Origin of the sequence: Streptomyces melanogenes (assembly GCF_014649795.1) — a bacterium.
Lineage (GTDB): Bacteria > Actinomycetota > Actinomycetes > Streptomycetales > Streptomycetaceae > Streptomyces > Streptomyces noboritoensis.
In genome coordinates this window covers 12,371-27,652 of the sequence record NZ_BMTS01000019.1, presented here as the reverse complement: position 1 = coordinate 27,652, position 15,282 = coordinate 12,371, and the positions used below count along the sequence as shown (strand labels likewise).

The following is a 15,282-nucleotide window of genomic DNA, read 5'->3' as shown; positions in this document are numbered from 1 at the left end:
CCGATACGCCCAGCCGTACGGCGACGAGGATGCCCAACTCTTCTTCAGCGATCTCACTCAACCGCGACTGGGCGTAGCCCTGGGAGCGGGGGCCCGGTAGTGGCATCCCCGCCCCGTGTCTCAGATCCTGTTGACGGGTGTTCTGCGCCCAACCGGGTGGAGGAAGTCGTGGACGGCCCTCTCTGGGATCCGGAACGACTGCCCGACTGCGATGGCCGGCAGGTGTCCGCTCTGGATCAACCGCCGGACGGTGCGCTCCGAAACCCGCATCACCGCGGCCGCCTCAGCAAGGGTGAGGAACTTGACCTCGTTGAGGGGCTGTTCGGCTTGGTCGGCCTGGTCCCTCGGCTGCGGTGGCGTCGTCGCCATGTCCTCGGCGGCGATCTCGAGTCCGGCCATGTGCGCGGTGACGGCATCCCGAGGAATCCGGAACGAGCGCCCGACGCGGATGGCGGGCAGTTGCCCGTCGTGGACGGCACGGTAGACGGTCATCTTCGACACGTCCATGATCTCTGCGGCTTCCGCGACCGTGAGGAAAGCGACCTCGCTCAACGGCCGACTCGGAGACGTCCCCTCTTGCTCAGGCTCAGCCGGTGTGTGGGTAAGCCGCTGCTGAAGATGGGCAAGCCGCTCCTGAGTCTCTTCCGGATCGGCCCACAGCTGTCCGACGGCCTGAGCTGCGGTGCGCAGTCGCCGCTCGATACTCACCGCTCACCCCCGATGCCTTCACCGAGCATCTGCTGAAGAGTCCGCCGGGCGTGATGCAGGTGGCTCTTGACCGAACCCACCGAGATCCTCATGATGTCCGCGATCTCATCCAGGGGCGGATCGAACTGCAGTTGGAGGGCGATGGCTGTCGCCTGCTGCTGGGGCAGTTTCCGCACCGCTTCCAGGACCGCCATCTGATCCTCGAGGCGAGACAGAGGGTCCTGGCCAGGAGCCGACCGGTCGGGGAGCGCACACGGGTCGGTGCTCACGCCGTGACGGCGGCGCGCTTCCTGAGCGTCTCCTAATCGCTGCCGGGCAATCTTGAACAGCCAGGCACGGGTGTTCTCCACCTGTGACACCCGTCCCCAGTACCGATGCGCACTGATCATGGTTTCCTGCGCCGCGTCGTCGATCACCGCGAGATCACCCTCCAACCAGATCAGATAGCGACGGACTTGGGGTTCCCAGTGGGTGAAAAACCGAGCGAACACCTCGGGCTCTGGCCGCACACACTCCCCTCCCCCACAGTGCCGCCCCGTTCAGGAGAGAGGCCGACGGCCCACCCTCTCCCCGGGAACGACGGTACGGCGTCCCTGCTCCGTATCCTCCACCCGCAAACCGCTGTCCGGCAGGCGTTCCAACATCACCACCAGAGTGGCTCGGCGCTCTCGTTCCATGCTGGCGTTGACCCGTCCCCGGGCCAGTTCATGCAGGACGTCCCACAGGTTCGAGCTCCCCGCCCGGGAACGCAGGATCAACCCTGCCACCGTCAGCAGAACCGGTACCCCCAACGCCACCAGATGCCCAAAACTCACCGGTCGACTCCGCCTGCCTCTGCCGCAGCCCTGTGCCACGACGATGTCCACTACAGGGTCACGGCGGCGCAAAGGTTGAACGGCAACGCAGAGGAATCCGAATCACTAGGGGTGCCCCGTGCCGGAAGGCCGTGGGTGTGGTCCGACCAGCTCAGCCCGAGGGAGGATTCGGAGGGGCCGCCGTCTGATCTGCGGGCTGGTCAAGCTGCTGCTCACGCCGCCGCTGCTCATTGCGCAGGGCCTCGACCCGCTGGGTGAACCTGGCGAGGGCCGCGCCCTCTTGTTCCTCGGTGAACTGGCTGTAGTCACCGATCCCGAGCATCACGGCATTCAGCTCTTCCTCGATGGCGTCAGATGTCTGCCGCAGGAAGTAGCTGCGCTCGCGGTACTTGTAGTAGCCCGTGAACGCCGACGCCAGGGTGACGCTGAAGCCCAGGACCACGACGGACACGCTCTGCCAGTTCCAGTCCTGCTGGCTCAGGGCGGCGATCGTCGTCACCGCAGTTGAGCCGACCATGATCAGGGACTGCAGGCTGTTGTGAACGCGACGGTAGTGGCGGCTCTCCCGTCCGTACTGGGCAATAACCTCAGATGTTTCCTCGCGGTATATGCTGCGCCGCTCCCTGAGCGTCGGCTGCGTCCCCAGGTTCGACCTGCGAAGCTCCTCGCGCCTGGCGGCCAGTCTGTCGTGTAGCTCCGCCAGGCTGTACTTGTAGCGGTCCGGCGGGGTGTACGTCGGGGGACGGCTGCCCATCAGGTTGATCTTGGCGGCATGATCGATACAAACCGCCGCGATTATGGCACTGGCGACGACTAGCGGAGTCACAAGGAATCCCCTGCTGGCGATGAGCACAGCATGAGTATCGGCGAACACGGCGTTACACGCGACGAGCGCCGGGATGCTGGCCAGCGCTACGAGCAGAGAAACTCTCAGTAGACGCGCACGCCTTCGCTTCCAGGCAACCTGCCGCTCCAGTTCCTCAACCGTCGCTCGTAACCCGTCGATCTCAGGCACCAATGCTGCTCACCCGCCCCATAGTCAACTCCGCATCCATATAAAGCCGGTGACCCGAAGCTATCCGTAGGCAGCTGGCCGCTCAGCCAAACCAAGGGAAGTTCAAGCGTCGAGCGAAGACGGTTTCCGTTCAGGTCGACCCATGTCGGTGATCGGGTACCAGGTCGGAGGCTTCGCCAACGTTCCCTGACGAGAGCGTCGACACCGACTTGCTCACCGCTACACAGCGCCTTGGACCCGGCCGCCGCTCTCTTCCCATAGGTGCCGCGCTTTGGAAAATCCTCCCGTTCCCGTCGGCGGGTCCTTCATGCTGACAGGCATGCACCCTCGTGACCAAGAGATATGGCGGGCGATCGATCAGGGCCTCCGGCCGATCGACTGGGAGGCGTGGTTCGGTTGCCCAGAAGGCGCTGGCTATCTCTCCCCCACTGGTCACGGGGTGACCGCGCGCGCGGTGGCCGACCTTACTGCGTTCTTCGGCAGCGGCTGGCTGGCCAAGGCCGTGCTTCCCTCGCTCCCCTCGGGCCGAGCCAGCGACACCTTCGTCGGTCTGGGGCGGGCCGCCCCCGTGCTGCAGATCATGAACGGGGCCGGGATGGGAGCGTGGGTGGAGGCGGTGCGGTGGTGGGCCACGTACGCCTATCTGGAGGAAGCTGGGGTCCCCGGCCTTGACTCGGTGAGGCGAGATGCCCGCCGCGACGTGACCCTCTCCCGATTCCTGCACACCCAGGCGCAGGCCCGGCTCGCGCTCATGGGAGTGGCTCACGGACTCCCAGTTGAGCTGGAGCCGACGAAAGCCGGGGGCGGCCCCGGCGACGTCCGTATCGGTCCCGTCTTCATCGAGGTCGTGACCTTTGCCGAGGACCAAAAGCTCCAGGACTACGAGAAGTTTCGTCAGAACTGCTGCGGCCACCTCCGCGCCCTGGAGGGGAACCGGGACATCTACTGGGAAGGCAACATCCCCGAACTCCTCAACGGCTACGACTTCGCGACGTGGAAGAAGCGGACCGAGGAAGCCGCTCGCCAGTGCGCGGCTTCGGGGGCCACAGTCGACGTCTTCAGCAGCGCCGGCAGGCGACTGACCATCCACCCCGGAACGGCTCCCCAGGGTACCGCCCTGGTAGGGGAGGCCGTGGAGAGCGACCAGGGCAGGCGGCTCCTGGGCAAGGTACGGGGCAAGTGCGCCAAGACGGAAGGAGCGGGCACCGCGTGGATCTGGGTGGAGGACCACAGCGGCCTCTTCCACTTCCCGATGCCCTTCGCTGGGATGTCACTCGCCGCCAAGACCGACGCGCTCGCAGACCTGTTCGGGCCACTCCTGGGGGAGTACGTCCACGTCGCCGGGATCATCGTCTCGAACGGGGCCCGCCGACGCCTGCCGCTCCCGCCGGACGAGGATGCGCTCCGCCCCGCCGCGCAGGGCTTCCAGCGGGGGCTGCCGCTCGACCGAGTCCGCGAGACGATCGTGATCCCGCGGAGGATTCTCCTGCCGGAGCAGACGAACCTGATTACCCGGATGTGCGATACCGAAGCCGCTGCGCTCGACTGGGTCCTGGGGAGGCTCGGTATCCCCGGGGGTGTGCCGTCGCTGCTGGCTGGTTTATCAACGCCGCACCAGCCTTCCCCACTGTGGACGCCATGAGCCAGTGGCGGCGGTGAAGGCGGTCTTACCCGCCGGGCACAGGACACAGGGCGATCCCTGAGCGTCAGTGGAGCGGGTAGTTTCCCAGGCCACCCGCGACACAGTTCGCATAAGAGACGGCGGCGCGGGGCCACGCAACGATCAAGCGCCGACGCCAGGCCGATGTCAGGGGCCAGGGGGTCCCTGCCGTGGAGTCCGCCTGGCGACCATGACCGCCGCGATACCGGTGCACAGTCCACCGAAAGCAGATGCGATCGCCGCTCCGGCAAGCGCGATGTCCGTGGCGCTGATCGTCTCCCCGCTGGCCTTCGCAGGCGGGGAGGTCTGCCCGCCGTCCGTCTCCCCGCCGCTCGTCTCGGAAGGGGGCGTGGCGGAGTCGAACGGACGCGGCAAGGCTGCGAACCCTCCGCTATCAGCGCTGCTCTCGGTCGGAACGGCCGTGGACGTGGGCGATCCGCTATCAGCGCTGGTCTCAGTTGGACCGGCCGTGAGTGTGGCCTCGGTGGAGTCGATCGGCTCGGGGAAAGCGGAATGTTCCGGTCGGCCCCAGAGGAAAAGGACCAGCACGAGGCTGGTGACCAGGCAGAGGCTGGCGAGGACCGCGAGCCACGCGATCAGGCGCTTCCGTGCTTTCACTGCCATGGCATGCCCCTCGCGGATCTCTGGGTGACCGGCAAGATCCTCCTACGCCACGAGCCGCTCCGGCGCCGCTCGGCACGCGGCGTGTCATGCGGAGAACGCTTTCTGCGAGCCAGGCGTACCTCACACCGACTCATACACAGGAGCAGATACACCTCAGTCGACCGGGTGCAGCCAAGCATCCAGGTCGCCGCTGGACGCCGCCCTCGTCTGAGCAGACGACAATGCAAGCCATGACGCACCCGACAGTCCCCAGGCAATGAGTACACCTTGTGCCCAGGCCTCGCAGCCGCCCTGACTGGCCGCACTATGGACACGATGCTAATCCCCCGACCGACCCGGTCGGCTGCCGCGGCATCCACGTCGGTCGCCACACCGCCTGCCTAGCCCGAACCCCGCGAAGGTGGGAGCGTCTGCACCTGGACAGAGACTGCTCCAACCGCACAAGTCAAGGCGTCGTCACACGCCGGGGAGCCTGAAGAACGTGGACGCGTTGCACCCCGACGGACATAGGATCAACGCCCGGTACTGCCGCTGAAGGAGAAGAATTGGCTCACGACCTGCGTGCACTCTGGCGAGACCTTCCGCCCACCTCCAAGGCAGTCAGCAAGATCGGCCTCCCCTCCGGTCTCGCGCTCTTGGCACTCGGGCTCTACCTCGACCACGAACGATGGCCCGGGGAGCACGGGTTCGCCACCAACGTGCTGTCCAGTGCCACGTGCCTGATGTTCGCCGTCCCGTTCGCGCTGGTTGTGCTGAGTCGCCTCGGCGAGGCGCACACAGAACGAGCAGAGCAGCGTGCGGCGAAGAAGAGCGCCGAGAAGGAACTGGCCGTCTTCAACAGCTCTCTTGGGGGCCTTCGGCACGTGGCAGACTCGTTGTCCGCGCATGCCTCCGCCAGCTTTCAGCCGGACCCGCTCTCGGCTGCACAGGGGCTCCAGGCCATCGCCAACCAGCAGCGCGGCGAGATGCAGCGGCTCCAGGACAACTGGCGCTTTCTGTACAAGACGGTGTACCCGCGCCTGAGGGACAACGGGATGAGCCTGACCACAGATTGGCCGCTGGCCGACGTCGACAAGATCGTTGCGAGCGCTGTGAAGGCGCATCAGAGCATTCTCACCTTCCCCCTCTACACGAACAGGGCTAACAGCGACAGCCCGGACGCCATCGACCCCATGAGGGCAGCCGGGGCCTGGCGCGATGATCTCGAGTCCCTCCTCGGGATCGCACCCCTCGCGGTCCAAGGTCCGACCACACCGCCGCAGTAATCGCCAGCGGGCAGGCGCTTCAGTCCGGGTTCGCGATGAGGTCCTAGAAACGCTCGCTTCGCAGCCGCCGTGGCCCGGCGGCGATGCGCTGGAGACGGAGGCGACATGATCCCGCGGCCCTACCGTACGAAGGGCACCGTCGAGTTGGGTACACGCCACCCAGGGGAAGAGGGCCCTTTCGGCCCGTACGGCGCGGATAAGCCGCAGGACGAGGAGCAGAGCTGCGCTACGGCGATGTGGCGGCCCCAACGTGACGGGCTGCCCCGGACCCGCCCCTCACACCGTCGTGACCAGCGGACTCATGTGCCAACGCGGACTTTACAACGCCCCTGATCCCCACAGGGACTCCGTTCTCCTGGACCATCAAGATCCAAGTGTCTCCGGTGCCCAAGATCCGGGGCCAAGGCCCATCATCGGATCGGCCGATCATTGAACACTCGCCCCCTTGGCGACGCAGGCGACGACCGCGGGCCGTTTGAGGAAGTCCGGGGCGACCGCCGCCGCGACCTGATCCTCGCGGGTCAGCTCAGTCACGTCGTCCTTGAGGGCGGGGAACTCCTCGATGTCGAAGCCCGGCCTGGCCGAGGTACTCGCGGATCCTGTCCACGATGGTGGCCACCGGGAACTGGCCGTCGTCCACGATGCGGCCCCTGGGTGCTCAGCCAGGCGGCCCGGCAGGACCTGGCTGTCGGTAACTCAACGCCGTTCTGCTGGAGTTTCTCAAGCGGTGACGCCCGGGGCCCCTGCGGGCGGCGGTCACGGCCACTGGCAGGGGCCCCAGCTGATGGTGGCGCCCGTACCGACGGCCTGCGCCCGGATCTCCGGGTGCGCGAGAGAATTACCCCAGGGCACCTCGCCGCCCCAGGGGCCGTTGCGCGCGCCGATGCCGACCCACACCGCCTGGCCGTTCTCGAAGCCCTTCAACTGGATGACGACGCCCGAGGTGTCACTGCTGACGTTTCCGTCGTAGCCGAAGCGGTAGCCGGGGTAGCCCGCGACGCTGTGGGCCGAACGGAAGTGGTGCCAGCCGACGGCGGGGACCGTGCCTTCGCAACCAATGACGATGGAGTCCATGGCTTTGGCGGGTGCGGCGGCCGAAGGCGCCGTTGCGCCGGCCGGGCCGGTAAGGAGAGCGGTGGTCACGAGGGCGAACGTGCCCACCACCGACCCGGCCCTTCGCAGCGTGCGGGGCAGGGGCAGGGGGATGCGCATGATAAGTCCTCCGTTGCCTGGACGACGGTGCCTCCTGCCACTGTGCGGCCCGCCGCCGCACGCGTGCGCCCGCCCCTCGCCACGTGCCTCGAACGAGGGAAAGGCGAATCAATCCTTCACACAGACGTACGCAGCGCCTCGGCGTAGGGCACGCGTCCGCACGACTGCGTCATGCTCCAGCCGTCGCCGAGCACACCGGTGTCACACTGACGGAACGTGAGCCTGACATCGGCGTCGGACGTGTCCCAATGCCGGGTGTGTCACATCAAGAAGAGCACATACCACCACACCACCGGGCGGCGCCTGCATGCGGCAGCGGGGGAAGCGTGCCGACTCGCGTACGACAGCGGACGGATGACCGATGGCGAGAAGCTGTTCGCCGCCTCGCTGCGCGCCCCCTCGACCAGCGGCGACGTAAACCCGGGCGCGGCCACGCTGGCGTTCTGGGCGAACCTCCGCTAAAGCTCGGGCGACCCGTACGGCACCCTCGGCCTCGTCGCCTTGGGCCATCGCGCGCGGGCGTCCGTGAACGCCGGGGAATGAAATTTCAGCGTGCTGGCAGGAAATTTCAGCGCGCGCCGCCGCAGCAGGAGGCCGACGAACGGGGTTATCGGCCAGGCATTCGATGCGCCGATCATGGTTCACCATTATGCAGCGTGACGTAATAGGAGCTGGTCAACGATGCTCATATTCGGTCAACTGCAGGCACAACTCTTAGAGTTGCGCACCTAGATTGGTGCGCCAGTTCCTCCCGGGGTTTCGGCCCTTGCTGATGGGGTTTTCATCTTTGGGGCCATTTCCGTGGAGTGACCGCCGGGCCAGGCGCTAGGTTCGTCGCGCAACACGGAGACCCCCGGTTCCGCGGGCTGACAAACCACTCGCCGGGGGCCTTCCGCCTCACTGCTCAGTTCAGCAAGAAAGGACTTCTCTATGAACAGCAGCGTTTCCGGCGGCCAGGAGAGGCCGACGGGTTCCCACCGTAGCAATGTGCGCAGGTCCGAGCGGGCACGGCGTGCCTGGCCTGGCACGTCGCTGCTCCCGGCCTTCGTCGGGCTTCTGGTGGTGCCCCTCGTGTTGATCACTCCCGCCTGGCAGAACCCGTCCGGTGCGTCGATCGCCGTGGCGGCGCTGAGCGGGCTGCTGGCAGCTCCCGTGTGCCTGGCGCGGCACGGGCGAGGCTGACAGGCGTCCGTGATGGTGCGGCCGGGCGTACTGTCCGGCCGCACCACCGGGGCAAGGGCTGCTTTCCCTTGGTGTTTCGCGCCAGGGAGCGATGGGGTTTCGGGCGGAGGGGTGGTCGAAAAGGGTGCGGGAAGCACGCGGGGGCGAGGAGCCCGGCCGGGGGACCTGCGAGAACTGCGGGGAGCCGTTTGAGCGGGCGCGGGCGGGGCGCAAGCGCCGGTACTGCAGCCGCAGTTGCCGCCGCAAGGCACAGCGGCGCAGACAGGCCGACCCGGCCACGGCGTACGCGTTCCCCACCGGGTTGAGCGTGGCCCAGGGGCTGCAGGAGGCGGTGACGGTGCTGTTGGAGGGCGAGCACGCCCAGGTGGAGCTCGCCGACCTCATGGCACGTGTGCGACGTGTCGCCGAGGAGGTGGAGTGCTACACGGCGGCGGCAGTCAGCGATGCCCGGGCCCGCGAAGTGGGGTGGGACGAGGTGGGCCAGGCGGCCTTCGTCGCCCCGGTGACGGCGCGGGCGCGGTGGCGCAGGTCCGAGGTCGCACGCCTGTTCCAGCGGCGCCATGCACAGCAGGCGGCCACCGACGGCGGGTCGGCGCCGGCGGTGGCGGTGGCGATGCGTCAGGGCGTGCATGAGGTGGCGTTGGCCCAGGCGCGCACGCGCAGTCTGGCGGGTGCGCTGTCTTTCCTGCTGCGGCACTCGGGCCTGGCGATCAAAGAGGCGGCCGAGGGCAGCGGGCTCTCCCCGTCGTATGTCTCAAGGATCGTAGCGGGCGAGCGGGTGCCGGCCTGGTCGTCGGTCGAGGTCCTGGTGCGGGTGCTGGGGGGTGATCCCTTGGACCTGTATGCGCTGTGGGAGGCGGCTCAGGGGCTGGCGCGGGCGCCCCGGCCCGCTCTGGCTGAGGCCGTCGAACGGCTGGGGGCGGCGTTGCGCGGCGCCTACCTGGCAGCGGGATGCCCCTCCTACGAGCGGGTGAGTGCGCTGACCGACGGCGTGGTGGACGCGAGCATCGTCGAGGGGGCGCTACTGGGCCACGTGGTGCCGTGCTGGGAGACCACCAGTGCGCTGCTGACCGCGTTGCAAGCACGCCCGGGCGATGTGAGGGGACTGTGGGACGACACCAACTACGCCTTCCTGGTGTGCCTGCAAACGCCGTTGCAGGACGGGCCGACCCCCCTGGTGGATCTGCCGCCGCCGCGTCCTCCCTTCAGCCCGGGCCCGTCAGGTGCGTGACGTTCGCGAGGAAGATGTCCCATGCCGACCTACCGCCGCCAGACCGATACCTGGACGGCTCCCGAGGCCCGCGCCGACGCCAGCGCGGCGGCACAGCCTGCGGTGGTGATCCATCTGCCGGTGACGTACACGGCGTTCTGTCTCCAGCACCACCACGCTTACCTGCGCTATGCCGTGCACCGTCTCGGTGAGGGCCAGGCAGCCCGCTCCTGTGTGGAAGGCGCCTTGGGGGAACTGGTCACGATGTGGCCCAAGGTCATGGGCAGCGCCCGGCCGTCCGCCGTGGCCTGGCAGGTGCTGCGCACGTGGGTGGCCGCCGCCCGGAATGAGGCCGAGGCGGTGTCGGCGCAGCCGCCCTCGTTGTCGGCGCTCCAGCAGGACGCGGTCGTCCTGCGGAACGACGTGGGACTGTCGGAGGCTGTCATCGCGTCGGTGATGGGGCTGGACGAGGGCACGGTGACCAGTCATCTGCGGTACGCCGCGCGCCTTCGCTGCCGGGCCGGCATCGCGGTGCGTGCCGCGCCTGCTGCGGTGGCCGAAACCGCGCCGACTGCCTCCGGCTCACCCTCACGGGGCCTTTCGCGTGGGTCTTCGCCCTCTTTACGATGACCTCTCTCAGCACCATGCGAGCTGGCTGGCCGGGACGAGGGGAACGTGCATGGGCAGCGGACAGCGGTGGCCTGCCGGCACCGACCCCGAGGTGGCCAGTGTGGCGCGCATGTATGACTTCCTGCTCGATGGCCGCGACAACTACCAGGCCGACCGGGACGCGTGCGCAGCCCTTCTTGACGTGGTCCCCAGCATGAAGGACCTCGCCCTCAACAACCGGCAGTTCCTGCGGCGGGTCGTCCACTACCTCGCTGCCGAGCAGGGCATCACCCAGTTCATCGACCACGGATCAGGCCTGCCCACCCGGGACAACGTCCACCAGGTCGCCCAGCGCATCAACCCGTCGGCCGCGGTGGTCTATGTCGACAACGACCCGATCGTGCTGGCGCACGGCCGGGCCCTGCTCGGCGGCGACCCGCACACCGCGGTGCTCCAGGCCGACATGCGGGACACCAAAGCAATCTTCGAGCACACCGACACCCAGCGGCTCATCGACTTCGACCAGCCGGTGGCCGCCCTGTTCGTGTCCGTCCTGCACTGCATCCCCGACCACGACGACCCCGCCGCCCTCATCCGGGAGGTCACCCGCCGGCTCGTCCCGGGCAGCTTCCTGGTCATCTGCCAGCTCGTCAGCCCCGACCCCCAAGTACGCGATTTCGTCACCGAGTTCATGGACCAGGCAACCCAGCACCAGTGGGGCCGGGTACGCGAACAGCACGAGGTGAGGGCCTACTTCGACGGCCTGGACATCATCGACCCGCCCGGGCTCGTCGAGGTGTCCACCTGGATGCCGGACAACGACCTTCTGCGGCGCCAGCGCACCTTCGAATGGGAAGAATGGGGCGGCCTGGCCCGTGTGCCCCAGCGAGGCCACCTCAGCTGAGCACCCCGCCCCTCCCCCTGAACGCCCATCTGCCGAAAGGGCAGGGCTCACAGGCGGTTGTGCCGCTGCTTGAGCCAGCGCAGGGACTCCTCGGGTGTTCTGATCTGCGTCGCCAGCCGGTCCAGCCGCACCAGATACTGCTCGACCTGTTCCGGATCCTGATGGAAGTCCGCACTGGCCACTTGCTCGACATAGACGGCATCGGGCAGATCAGCGAGCCCGAACCGCAGATAGGTGACATTGCTGGTGAGCGGCACCTGGCTCATCACCTGCGGCGCCGCCACCTGGAGGGCCACCTCCCCCCGCTCCACGCGCTCGATCACCTGACGGACCTGGGTGCGCAGAACGGCCCGGTCCTCCACCGAGTACTCAAAGACCTCCTCGCGGAGCGCCACCCACAGATCGGGGGCCTCGCCCTGCTCGCGCTGGCGGGCGAACTGGGCCTGGCGCGCCATGCGCAGCTCGACGATCCGGTTCACCTCCGCCTCCAGCCGGTTCGGCCATTCGGCGCGGATCACGGCGGCGGCGTATGCGGGGGTCTGGAGCAGGCCGGGCACGTAGAAGGGCTCGTAGATACGGATCCGCTGGGCGGCGCCTTCCAGGGCCAGCAAGGGTGCGAAGAAGTCTTTCACCGTCGTGCGCCAGGGCTTCCAGTACTCGGGCCGCAGCGACAGCTCCACCAGCTCCATGAACTGCTGCACATAGCGCGGTTCCTGCACCCCGTACAGCGTGAGGAAGGCGCGGGCGTCCTGCGGCTTGCAGCCCAGGTGCCCGTGCTCAATCTTGTTGATCTTCGACAGAGAGACGTCCAGCCGCGCACACACCTGCTTCGGCATGAGCCCGCACGCCTCGCGCAGCTGGCGCAGCTTCCCACCCGCGATGATCTTCAACGCGGACGGATGCCCCTGCGCCCGCCCCAGCGCCCCCAGCGGAAAGACACCCCTGCCCGCCACGGGCGCACGACGGGGTATGGGAGAGGGGGGATTCGCTCCGGGCGCGGACATGCACAACTCCTGCGGGATGAATGGAACCCCAGTATCCCCACGCCCCGCGGCCCCGGAGCGAAACCCTCACACCTTCAGGCAGATTCAGCCAGCCACGAAATCGAACTCCCCTTCCCGCGCCCCCGCAACAAAGGCCCGAGCCTCACGCGCAGTGAACACCAGAGCCGGACCTTCCGGAAAGCGGGAATTCCGCACGGCCATGCCGCCGTCCCGCAGTGCCGCCACCTCCACACAGGACCCGTCACCATTACTGTGGCGGCTCTTCACCCAGGCCGCCCCCTCGATACTGCTCGCGCTGACCCCGTTCTCGATGTTCCGCATCCGTCACACTCCCTCATCCGTTTCACACATGCGTCCACGTTCACGGGAAGCCCGCGGGAAATTCCGTCTGAAATTTCATGCCGTCCCGCACGCGCGACCGTAGTCTCAACACAGCAGCACACCGGCAGCGTTCGAAGAGAAATCCTCAACGGGAGTGCCCTCACCCATGGCGCCATCGCCAGAAAACTCCGCCCACCCCACCTCGCCGCCCCAGCCGGACACCACCGCAGACTTTGGCTCGGACCTACCCCCTTGCCTCAGTCGAACGAGTGAGACCGGACCCGGAGGCCTCGAACTAGGCCTGGCCCCCGCCGTGTTCGCCGCACACCAATTCGACGCCGTCCCCCTCAGCGTGGCTCAATCACGCACGTTCCTCATGCGCTGCCTCACCCGCTGGCGCCTCACCACCTCCAGCCAGGCCTTCACCGACAGCGCCCTCCTCATCGTCAGCGAACTCGTCACCAACGCCGTACTCCACGCCCCCCCACCCCCCCAGCACCGCGGCAACCGACAGATCTGGCTCGCACTCCACATGCAGCCCACCGCACTGATCTGCTCCATCACCGACCCCAGCCCCACCCCACCCCACACCCCCACCCACGACCTATGGGCAGAGACCGGACGAGGAATCCACCTCGTCACCGCCCTCGCCACCAACTGGGGCTGGACCCCCACCCCACCCCCCGGAAAAACCGTCTGGGCCCGCCTCGCCCTCGCCGGGTGACCCGCCAACACCGCCTATCGCACACCGGTGCGGGGGGGGGTGAACATGGGGCTGGTGTTGGACGGCGGCGCGGCACCCCGGTCCGCCGCGCGGGGGCAGATCGTGACAGCCGTCGGCTCGCTCGCGGCACACCCGCACTTCACGTCCGCCGTCACACCTCGGCCGAAGAACACAGGGCTGCCGATCAAGGACGCCGGAGGCGTACCCGGACAGGGACCCCGTAGCCCCGAGTCACACCCGCCTCATGTAGTTCCCCACCCGCCCGGTCACGCTTCCCCATGGGGATGGCGGTTGCGACTGGATGCCCAGCGGCAGGGAGGCCCACCCCCCTCCTCTCTCTGCCGTTCACGTGAGCAGCGGGTCGATCGGCGGCCATGGGTAGCCCAATTGCTCGGCATCATGCGAGCCTCCCCAGACCTCAGCGGTGGAACGAGGATCGCCAGCGGTCAGCTGCGATTGCAGGCGCTCGACCTGGTCCGATGGGGCGTCCGCGGAGATCGGGAGAGTTATCCCGAACTGGAGCCAGGGCTGATCAGTCTCGGTCTGGTCAGGGGGGTGCCTCAGGACGACGTGAATTCGATCGGGTTCCTTGCGGGAGGCCCAGACGCCTTCCAACTCGCACTCCCACCGGGCGAGCCAGCCCCCGCTTCCCCTCAGCCCCGCCTCAAGCAGCCGCGCGACCAGCCCTGCCGGCCACTCCCAACCGCGGTCCTCTCCAGCTCGCAGGACCTCGGCCTCGTACTGGCCTGCGGTGAACCGAAGCACTGGCAGGTCGACGTCCTGATTGGCCAGGTCGCGCCAGTCCGCCCAGACAACATGATCCCCGTCGCGCCTGACCGTCACGTACAGAGCGCCACAGCACTCCTCCACGCCGCACCCGGACCAAGCGAGACGAACCTCGTGGGGTGTCACAGTGGCATGCAGCGGCCCAGCCCGGTCCAGCAGATACCGGGGGCCTGCTCCCAGGTACCGGGAACCTCCCACGCCACCGGGGATCACCTCGGCCAGAAGATCCTGGCCATTGACGATCGGGCGGACCTCCACGCCGCCCTTGTCGGGCGGTGGGCAGACGATGCTCAGACTGAGAAGATCCGGTCCCATGGTCATCGGCCAATGATCGCGAAGCCGGTTCGCAGTTGTCATGTGAATTCGCGCGGCCTCCGCTCAGGGCGGTAGCAAGGGCCCCCTCCAGGCGCGCTGACCCACGGACAGCCCCTTTGGAACGACGGGATGACAGCCTGGGGAATTACGCGACCGTCCACACCCCGCCCCAAGCACTCCCCGCCGAATCGGGGACGAGCAGATCGAAGCCGCTGTCACGGCGACACCGCAGCGCGCACGCCGAAGACCATGAGGGCGGAGACCGTGGGCGGCCCCAAGCCGGCAGCCGAAATCCGGTGGACGCGGCCGCGATACTGGCATGATGGCCGTCACCTTGCAGCTCGCCCGCATCCCGGCGGAGTATCTCGCCGCCTGCCGCAACACCGCCAGTACGTCACCGAGCCGCGATCACCACTGGGAACCGCCAGCGTGCGACGCGCTGGACCTGGACTGGGCGCCGGTACCGCTGGCACGCCTCAGCGAGGCGGCCGGGCTCGATGAGGTCCACCTCGGCGCTCTTCGCCGGGCCACAGCCGGCGACACCACTCTCGATCTGGGCTTCCTCAATACGGGCCCACACGCGATCGCCCCCTTCGGGCCCGATCCCACCGCCCTGTCCGTCTCTCAAGTGGCGCGCGTCTGCGAACTGCTCGGTCAGATCGACATATCCGCCCTCCTCGCCGCCCTGCCGATCGACGACCTCGAAGCCGGCTCCGTGATCGGCTATGGGGCCGATCAGTTCACGGGTGGCCCCAGGGAGTACCTGCTGACGCACTTCAGCGCCCTGCGCGACTTCTACACCGACGCTGCACGGCGCCACCTGCTCGTCGTGCTCTGGTGGGGCTGAACCAGGCCATCTCGGCGTCCCCACTGCGAGCACCTGGGGAGTTACGTGATCGTCCACACCTGAGGTACGCCTCGCCGGGAG

General features: G+C 68.0%; 15 protein-coding genes and 1 pseudogene. 7 read left to right on the top strand and 9 right to left on the bottom strand.

Going from position 1 to position 15,282, the window contains the following annotated elements; genetic code table 11:
* Nucleotides 1-120: 120 nt before the first annotated feature.
* The 4 genes and pseudogenes from IE252_RS32305 to IE252_RS32290 form a co-directional block, all read right to left on the bottom strand.
* Complete coding sequence (locus IE252_RS32305; protein WP_190093088.1) at nt 121-369, bottom strand: helix-turn-helix domain-containing protein; 249 nt, start codon at nt 367-369, stop codon at nt 121-123.
* A gap of 3 nt (nt 370-372) precedes the next feature.
* A pseudogene (locus tag IE252_RS43470) lies at nt 373-552 on the bottom strand (helix-turn-helix domain-containing protein); the annotation flags it as partial.
* A gap of 152 nt (nt 553-704) precedes the next feature.
* Nucleotides 705-1,217 carry an RNA polymerase sigma factor gene (locus IE252_RS32295; protein ID WP_190092995.1) on the bottom strand — a complete coding sequence of 171 codons (513 nt, stop codon included), beginning with the start codon at nt 1,215-1,217 and terminating at the stop codon, nt 705-707.
* A 457-nt stretch (nt 1,218-1,674) separates the two neighbouring features.
* Nucleotides 1,675-2,538 (bottom strand): DUF4231 domain-containing protein, encoded by an 864-nt coding sequence (locus IE252_RS32290; protein WP_229848925.1) that lies wholly within the window; start codon nt 2,536-2,538, stop codon nt 1,675-1,677.
* A 454-nt stretch (nt 2,539-2,992) separates the two neighbouring features.
* Here IE252_RS32290 and IE252_RS32285 point away from each other — a divergent pair, with 454 nt between their 5' ends.
* On the top strand, nt 2,993-4,180 hold the full coding sequence (locus IE252_RS32285) for a hypothetical protein (protein ID WP_190092994.1): 1,188 nt from the start codon (nt 2,993-2,995) through the stop codon (nt 4,178-4,180).
* 1,187 nt (nt 4,181-5,367) lie between these two features.
* Nucleotides 5,368-6,087: a hypothetical protein gene (locus IE252_RS32280; protein ID WP_190092993.1), complete on the top strand. Its 720-nt coding sequence runs from the start codon at nt 5,368-5,370 to the stop codon at nt 6,085-6,087.
* A gap of 426 nt (nt 6,088-6,513) precedes the next feature.
* Here the strand turns inward: IE252_RS32280 and IE252_RS44370 are convergent, their stop codons facing one another.
* Both IE252_RS44370 and IE252_RS32275 read right to left on the bottom strand, forming a co-directional pair.
* Complete coding sequence (locus IE252_RS44370; RefSeq protein WP_373298653.1) at nt 6,514-6,621, bottom strand: DUF6192 family protein; 108 nt, start codon at nt 6,619-6,621, stop codon at nt 6,514-6,516.
* Nucleotides 6,622-6,843: 222 nt separating this feature from the next.
* Nucleotides 6,844-7,299 carry a hypothetical protein gene (locus tag IE252_RS32275; protein ID WP_190092992.1) on the bottom strand — a complete coding sequence of 152 codons (456 nt, stop codon included), beginning with the start codon at nt 7,297-7,299 and terminating at the stop codon, nt 6,844-6,846.
* A gap of 1,489 nt (nt 7,300-8,788) precedes the next feature.
* Between IE252_RS32275 and IE252_RS32270 the strand changes: the two genes are divergently transcribed.
* From IE252_RS32270 to IE252_RS32260, 3 genes are read left to right on the top strand one after another with little or no spacing between them, the layout of a single operon-like run.
* Nucleotides 8,789-9,712, top strand: coding sequence for a helix-turn-helix domain-containing protein (locus IE252_RS32270; protein WP_190092991.1), 924 nt, complete (start codon nt 8,789-8,791; stop codon nt 9,710-9,712).
* A gap of 21 nt (nt 9,713-9,733) precedes the next feature.
* Entirely contained in the window at nt 9,734-10,321 is a 588-nt protein-coding gene (locus IE252_RS32265; RefSeq protein ID WP_190092990.1) for a sigma factor-like helix-turn-helix DNA-binding protein, read from the top strand.
* Between the two features lie 49 nt (nt 10,322-10,370).
* Nucleotides 10,371-11,204, top strand: coding sequence for an SAM-dependent methyltransferase (locus IE252_RS32260; protein ID WP_190092989.1), 834 nt, complete (start codon nt 10,371-10,373; stop codon nt 11,202-11,204).
* A 47-nt stretch (nt 11,205-11,251) separates the two neighbouring features.
* Here the strand turns inward: IE252_RS32260 and IE252_RS32255 are convergent, their stop codons facing one another.
* Both IE252_RS32255 and IE252_RS32250 read right to left on the bottom strand, forming a co-directional pair.
* Nucleotides 11,252-12,157, bottom strand: a complete 906-nt coding sequence (locus IE252_RS32255) for a helix-turn-helix domain-containing protein (RefSeq protein WP_229848924.1) — start codon at nt 12,155-12,157, stop codon at nt 11,252-11,254.
* Nucleotides 12,158-12,292: 135 nt separating this feature from the next.
* Nucleotides 12,293-12,529, bottom strand: coding sequence for a DUF397 domain-containing protein (locus IE252_RS32250; RefSeq protein ID WP_190092987.1), 237 nt, complete (start codon nt 12,527-12,529; stop codon nt 12,293-12,295).
* A gap of 352 nt (nt 12,530-12,881) precedes the next feature.
* On the opposite strand from IE252_RS32250, the gene IE252_RS32245 reads away from it, so the two are divergent.
* Nucleotides 12,882-13,253 (top strand): ATP-binding protein, encoded by a 372-nt coding sequence (locus tag IE252_RS32245; RefSeq protein WP_190092986.1) that lies wholly within the window; start codon nt 12,882-12,884, stop codon nt 13,251-13,253.
* Nucleotides 13,254-13,598: 345 nt separating this feature from the next.
* Here IE252_RS32245 and IE252_RS32240 read toward each other — a convergent pair whose 3' ends face one another.
* Nucleotides 13,599-14,360: a hypothetical protein gene (locus IE252_RS32240; protein ID WP_190092985.1), complete on the bottom strand. Its 762-nt coding sequence runs from the start codon at nt 14,358-14,360 to the stop codon at nt 13,599-13,601.
* A gap of 316 nt (nt 14,361-14,676) precedes the next feature.
* Between IE252_RS32240 and IE252_RS32235 the strand changes: the two genes are divergently transcribed.
* Nucleotides 14,677-15,201, top strand: a complete 525-nt coding sequence (locus IE252_RS32235) for a DUF1877 family protein (protein ID WP_190092984.1) — start codon at nt 14,677-14,679, stop codon at nt 15,199-15,201.
* Nucleotides 15,202-15,282 lie beyond the last annotated feature (81 nt).

What these genes read in the sequence shown, in the direction of transcription:
- IE252_RS32305 (WP_190093088.1), bottom strand. Translation starts at nt 369, where the DNA reads ATGGCGACGACGCCACCGCAGCCGAGGGACCAGGCCGACCAAGCCGAA.
- IE252_RS32275 (WP_190092992.1), bottom strand. Translation starts at nt 7,299, where the DNA reads ATGCGCATCCCCCTGCCCCTGCCCCGCACGCTGCGAAGGGCCGGGTCG.
- IE252_RS32265 (WP_190092990.1), top strand. Translation starts at nt 9,734, where the DNA reads ATGCCGACCTACCGCCGCCAGACCGATACCTGGACGGCTCCCGAGGCC.
- IE252_RS32260 (WP_190092989.1), top strand. Translation starts at nt 10,371, where the DNA reads ATGGGCAGCGGACAGCGGTGGCCTGCCGGCACCGACCCCGAGGTGGCC.
- IE252_RS32250 (WP_190092987.1), bottom strand. Translation starts at nt 12,529, where the DNA reads ATGCGGAACATCGAGAACGGGGTCAGCGCGAGCAGTATCGAGGGGGCG.
- IE252_RS32240 (WP_190092985.1), bottom strand. Translation starts at nt 14,360, where the DNA reads ATGACCATGGGACCGGATCTTCTCAGTCTGAGCATCGTCTGCCCACCG.
- IE252_RS32235 (WP_190092984.1), top strand. Translation starts at nt 14,677, where the DNA reads ATGGCCGTCACCTTGCAGCTCGCCCGCATCCCGGCGGAGTATCTCGCC.